General features: G+C 36.9%; 4 protein-coding genes. 3 read left to right on the top strand and 1 reads right to left on the bottom strand.

Annotated elements, in window-relative coordinates; genetic code table 11:
- On the top strand, positions 1 to 698 hold a 698-nt coding region (locus tag PX636_RS19800; protein ID WP_288118443.1), incomplete at its 5' end, for a hypothetical protein.
- Positions 699 to 847: 149 nt separating this feature from the next.
- Positions 848 to 1,825, top strand: a complete 978-nt coding sequence (locus PX636_RS19795) for a DUF3616 domain-containing protein (RefSeq protein ID WP_002797711.1) — start codon at positions 848 to 850, stop codon at positions 1,823 to 1,825.
- A gap of 592 nt (positions 1,826 to 2,417) precedes the next feature.
- On the opposite strand, the gene PX636_RS19785 is transcribed toward PX636_RS19795, so the two are convergent.
- Positions 2,418 to 2,591 carry a transposase gene (locus PX636_RS19785; RefSeq protein ID WP_502882903.1) on the bottom strand — a complete coding sequence of 58 codons (174 nt, stop codon included), beginning with the start codon at positions 2,589 to 2,591 and terminating at the stop codon, positions 2,418 to 2,420.
- A 148-nt stretch (positions 2,592 to 2,739) separates the two neighbouring features.
- Between PX636_RS19785 and PX636_RS19780 the strand changes: the two genes are divergently transcribed.
- A partial coding sequence (locus tag PX636_RS19780; protein WP_288118439.1) for a helix-turn-helix domain-containing protein occupies positions 2,740 to 3,029 on the top strand: 290 nt, incomplete at its 3' end.

The raw sequence follows: 3,029 nt of genomic DNA, 5'->3' as shown, positions 1-3,029 counted from the left end.
ATAATGAAAAATTATTAAAAGCGGATTTCTTAGGAAATAATCTTGATCAACAAAAAACAGGAATCTTTAAGAAATTAGCTAGTATTTCTGATTTTTCTAAAATAGACAAAACGGCTATTGACAGATTGATACAAATAGGTTACAGCACCAAACTCAAATATGACAATCCAACTCTGGAGAATTTTGTTGATGAAATAGCCAACACTTTTACTCAAATTATGGAGCGAACATCGGGGGTATATAAAAGAAATGCCAAGGGTGTATCTTTTGCTTTTGGTTTTTTAGCGGCTGCCTTGCTCAATATTGATAGTTTTTATGTCATTGAGCAACTATCCAAAAATTCCAATTTAAGACAGGGAATTAATCAGGTAGCGACAGAAGTTTTTCAGACTAATGAATCTTGTTTTAAAGACGCTAAAGATGATCCTAACAAAGTCGCTGAATGTACAGAAAAATTACAAGCCAGTGTCAAGGACTTAGAAAAAATTAATCAACCTTTGCCGCTTGGTTGGGATGAAAAAGGATGGTTTAATGGTGAACAAATAAAAGAACAAAATGGCTTGTTACAAGCTATATTTGGCTGGTTAATGACAGGAGTAGCCGTGGCGATGGGCGCACCTTTTTGGTTTGATATTTTAGGGAAGCTTATCAATGTGCGTAATACTGGCAAACCCATATTTCCTAATACTCAGAAATAAATAATTATTGCTGTCACTTTAACGATTTTCCATCAATCCTCAAACCAGTCCTTTCTCAGATTATTTCTAGTCATTTCTTGTCTTTTTCTCTTTTATTGCCTATAATTTTCTTAATCCTCACTTTTCTGGTTAACAAGGAGAATACAATCATGCAACCTCTCAACTTTTCTATTATCCAAGAGATCAAACATCAAGGAATTTGTGATGCTTCTGCAGCCACTGCTTTAGGAGAAAATAAATTTGTTGTTGGTAATGATGAGGCGGATCCAAAATTAGGTAATTTTCTCTGGATTTATTCCTCTCAAGAGTCGGGAAAAGCCCTGAAAACAATTGACATTAATAGTTGGGTGAAGAACAATCTTAAAAATAAAGAAATCGACTTGGAGGGGGTAACTGTGCTAAATGACATAATCTATTGGATTACTTCCCATGGCCGCAATAAAAATGCCGAACAAAAACTCCCTCGTCATCAATTTTTTGCCAGTAAAATTACCGATGACGGCTCTAGTATAGTTCAAGTGGGTGAGTCTTATACTCAGTTAGTCTTGCGCGATATTATCGAAGACTCTCAATTGGCTGAAATATTTGATTTCAAAACGGCAGAAACCAAAGCTCCTAAAGCTGAAGGAGGATTAAATATTGAAGGTTTAACGGCAACTCAAGACGGAAATATCTTAATCGGTTTTCGTAATCCCATACCAAGTAATAAAGCTCTTTTATTAACTCTAAAAAATCCTTACAGTTTAGTTAATAATTCCAGCAATGCTCGGGCTGATTTTGGTGATCCTATCCTGTTAGATTTGGGAGGATTAGGAATTCGTAGCATTGAATTTTGGCCTGCTTTAGAAGTATATTTAATTATTGCTGGAGAATTTCATGGAGGCGATCAATTTGTTTTCTATACTTGGTCAGGAAAAAAAGAAGATGCACCGGAAAAGATAGAATCACTGCAATTCCCTGACGGTTTTCGTCCAGAAGCTTTGTTGTTTTATCCCCATTTCCCAGATCGCTTTCAGATTTTAAGCGATGATGGTACAATCGAGCGAGTTGGTAATACTCCCTGTAAAAATACCGATAAAAATAATCCCGAAAAATATTTCCGCAGTATTTGGGTAAAAGTTAATTAATACCAATTCTCACCCATAAAAACTACAGATCGAATTATCGAATTTAAGTTCCCATTTTTAAGGGAGATGCCGAAGGTAGGGGGATCGAACTCTTGTAGCCGGATTTTGGAGAATTGATATAATTAGACATCCCTCTTAGTGGAACCTCAACAAAACCTAGAACAAAAATAGCTTTAAACCCATATAGGGATAAGCTTTAAGCTCAAAAAAACCGTTGATCACGTCTTTTCAATGGTTTTTTATCCTAGAAGCTCTATCTCAAGGTCGCGAGAGGACTCCCGTTAAACCGCGTAGCGGTTAACGGGAGATAAATCGCCACCGGAATGAAACTAACGCGGTAGCGTTTCCACTTTTGGGGAGTTTTGGTTCTCGACGTATTTTTTTAGTTGTTCGACAGTAAGTAGTCGTGCAAAATTAATTTCTTGGTTAGGATAGGCAAAAGGCAAGAGGCAAAAGGCAAAAGCTTGATCGAAATGTGTAATTAATTTTGCTTAGGTACTTAACTCCGCCACAACTAGCCACGAAATAAGCTCCCGTCCAAAAATAAGGTTTATTGTCGAAATACTTGGCCGCCAAATCCAGAAATTCCTTTCTAATTAATGGGACTACTAACTGTTTTAAGGTTAGCGATTAATTTGGATAAAGCGATGTCAGGTTTGTCATCGATAATCCGGTGAACGTAATCCGATTCACCGTTGAAATCAAGCAACACGCTTTCCCATTTCGTCAGCGTTGACACAAAAATTTCTTTAAGTCGGGCTAAGATTTCATTGTTAATAGCAATGGTCGGTATTTGATGACAAATACGACGTGAGCGGTAAGTCTATAAACAGAGCGAAATTCATGATTGTAATCAGTTGACATATTAGGCGGTAAGTGTTATAATCTGATTGTACATCACGAAACGAACGACAGTGATAACGCTTACCTACCAGTACAAACTAAAGGTAAACAGACAACAGGAACGGGAGATCATCCACATTCTTGATGTTTGTAAGAGCGTTTATAATTACGCTCTTTCAGAACGAAAAGATTGGTTGAACTCTCGAAAGTGTCTTGCGGATCGCTGTTCGTTAATTTCCGAGTACATAATTCCTGCGGATGAACCCTATCCAAATTACTTCGTTCAAGCTAAAAATCTAACGGAAGCTAAAAAAGTTTACCCGATATTAAAGACGGTTAACGCTCAAGTTTTACAGCAAGT

The sequence above is a fragment of the Microcystis sp. M53598_WE2 genome, from assembly GCF_030067735.1.
Classification (GTDB): domain Bacteria; phylum Cyanobacteriota; class Cyanobacteriia; order Cyanobacteriales; family Microcystaceae; genus Microcystis; species Microcystis aeruginosa.
Note: the sequence above shows the minus strand (reverse complement) of the source record. Positions and strands in the feature narration are given on the sequence as shown.